Genomic DNA, 2,013 nt, shown 5'->3' with positions numbered 1-2,013 from the left:
TATCCCCTAAAACACCACCCTACCACCAATATTAAATCCTAAGCCAAAGTTTTTATCAAATACACTGCTTTGTAAGCTCAAACTTCCATTTAAATACCATCTACCAAAGCTATATTCTCCACCACCTGTAAGGAATACATAAGACCTATAACCTTGAGTTTTATATTTCATTGTAAAAGTATTTGCTGAATCATTTCCACTGCCTATACTTGTAGTTGTAGTCCCACTAGAATCTACATTATTTTGCAAGATGATTGCATCTTGTTTTAATTGAGCGACTATAAAGATATAGCTTTGATTTGCAAAGTATTTACGACCATCTATGCCTATATTTACACTTATAGTTTGTCTTATATTATCATCTGTATTCATAGCAAATATAGGTTTCGTATTATCATCTCTTTTAAAATTAGTTGAGCCTAATACATAATAAGATAATCCTGCAAAAGGTTTTACTATATAACCCTTTTTCATTAAAAAGGCATAACCATAAGTTGCATTTAAATCTATATTAGAGAGTGTATAGCTATACTCATCACCAAAGAGAGCAAGTAAATCCATATCCTTAATTGGAGAGCCTTGTCTCTCATTTGTAAAGCTAAAGGCAGTGTTAAGCGTTGCATCTATTTCATGGTTTTCAATGAAAGTTCTTGTATAGATTCCAGCAAACACATTATTTGAATTGTTTGAAGTAAAACCATTATTATTTCCATTGAATGTGCCATAGCCATAACCACCATATGCACCAAATGCAGTTTGGAGTTTATCTACAAAATAATCATATCCTGCATTAAATCCATAAAGCTGTGCTGTGCCAGTTTTTGAGAAGTTAAGATTACCTAGCATATTAACCCAAGCATGATTTGGATATTCTTCTCTATTATTAAATCTCATAATTAAATCTGCTAGGGTATCAAACCATACTTCATTTGAGTTGTTATCAGTTGCAACATCACTTTGTATATCTGTTACTCCATTGTTTGCATTTTGTGTGTTTTGCATAGCATATTGTATATTATTTTGCACCCCATGCCCTGTGTCCGTTTGTATATCTGTTGCCCTACTAGAATTTGAGTTACTTGCTAGAGTAGCTACACTGCTTCTATATACGGCATTACTATTTGCATTGCCACTTACTATATCATTAATAGCTGCTAGTCTTGTGTTTGTATTAGAATCTAGACTTGCTAGTTTTAGCTTCTCTGCTTCCCTCAATGCTGCTTCTAAATTCTTTTGATAGTTCTGCATAGCTATATAGCTACTTGCACTACCATGAATGCTGGCTACTCTTGCTAGGCGATTTAGCCTTGCACTCTCCATTGATAGTGTGAGTGTATGAAGTGTTGATGCTTTATTCTCTAGGTTTGAGACATGATCTATTGCTGTATCTAGTGTCCTGCCTACTTCTAGGAAATAATCTAAGTTTCTTGAAGCAGCTAGAGTTTGGTCTAGGTTTATTAAAAACACAAGTGAAGATTTATCATCATAGAATAGATTTTTTAGAATCTCATAGCTATTTGCACTCTCTTTTTTAATAGCATTTATCCATGAGTTATTCCCACCTGCTTCCATATATAAAGCGCAATCAAATGTGCTAGATTCTGCATTACATAAAGGCTTTTCTGTATTGCCTTCTATAAAGTTATTAATATCTACTTTATTGATTTTAAAGCCTATTGTTGTATCATTTACCACTTTTTCTATATCAATATACTTACCATCTATGCTACCACCTTTATAAGTGAGAGAAAAGCTATTTTTCATCTTTTGCTGTGCGTAGTCATAACCCCTGTCTGCTTCAGTAGCGTTTTCATCTTTACCGAATCCACAATAACCATCTTTCTTGCATTCTTCTTGTTTATCCTGTTGGCTTGGCTTTTGTATGAGATTGCCATGATTATCATTAGAGCCTATACCATTTTCTACTACATTGCCATTAGAATCTGTTTGGGCTTTATCCATATCCCATGGATTGTCTTTGCCATTTGTTGTAAAGTCGGTTTCTTGTTGTGT

Annotated in this window: 1 protein-coding gene; it reads right to left on the bottom strand. The window is 33.7% G+C overall.

The window, feature by feature from the left end; translation table 11 throughout:
* Positions 1-6: 6 nt before the first annotated feature.
* Positions 7-2,013 (bottom strand): autotransporter outer membrane beta-barrel domain-containing protein (locus C6H08_RS09775; RefSeq protein ID WP_267892901.1); only part of this gene is annotated, 2,007 nt, incomplete at its 5' end.

Source organism: Helicobacter bilis, from assembly GCF_900198365.1.
Classification (GTDB): Bacteria; Campylobacterota; Campylobacteria; order Campylobacterales; family Helicobacteraceae; genus Helicobacter_A; species Helicobacter_A bilis_B.
Note: the sequence above shows the minus strand (reverse complement) of the source record. Positions and strands in the feature narration are given on the sequence as shown.